Annotated in this window: 1 pseudogene; it reads left to right on the forward strand. The window is 40.6% G+C overall.

Annotated elements, in window-relative coordinates:
- Positions 1-284: 284 nt before the first annotated feature.
- A pseudogene (locus ACYQ35_RS11490) lies at positions 285-996 on the forward strand (hypothetical protein); the annotation flags it as partial.

Consider the following 996-nt stretch of genomic DNA (forward strand, 5'->3'; position numbering starts at 1 on the left):
AAAAACACAATAAAAATCTGATTATCCGCTAAAACACAGTATCTATCAGCATTTTCAAGGAAATAAACACATCAATTTACTACTTATTTACTACTAACGAATGAGCCTTGATACGCAAGTTTTCCTAGATATGCAAAGATATGGTACAGCACATCAGTATTGAAACAAGAAAAAATTGAATAACTTATAGACTATGGAACGCCTAACATGACGTTCCTTTTCTATTTTCAGCCGTTCTTATTGGACGGCTATTTTATTACCCGAATGAAAGGAGCATTAGATTTATGAAAAAGACATTGAAACGATTGTGTACGGGCTTCTTAGCTCTTGCAACTGTCGTTACTGCTTTACCGACTACACCCGTTCATGCAGAAAGCAAGCAATACTGGACGGAGTCAAAAGAGCGTGTCGGTATCGTTGAAAAAGTAATGAATGACGGTTCGATTGGTTCTACCTTTAATGAGGGACATTTAACCGTTGAGAGCGAGGACGCTTACTGTATTGACATTAACACAGACTTTAAGAATGGTTACAAGACCAGAGCTGACGCAAGCTCACGCATGAGTATCGACCAGATAAGCGACGTTGCCTTATCTATCGAATGTGTAAAACAGTACACAGACAGTCACAGCGGAATAAGCAAAAATCACGCTTACCTTTTAAGACAGCTTGTAGTCTGGCAGAGATTGAGCGTACATCTTGGCTGGCAATGTGATAACGTGCGAGCTTCTTATGATGAAATTCCAAAGGCTACGCAGGACGAAGTTTTCTCTGGTGCAAGAGCCTTTGTCAAAGAAAATAAAGGACGCTATGAATGTGGCGGTTATATCTACTCTGGCGAGGGGCAGGAATTGGGGCAATTCTGGGCGAAATTAAATGTTGGAAATGCGAAACTGCAAAAGGTTTCCAGTAATACCAGCATTACAGACGGTAACGGGAATTACTCTATTGCAGGTGCGACCTATGGTGTCTTTTCTGATAAGGACTGTACGAAAC

The organism is Faecalimonas hominis, from assembly GCF_054660755.1.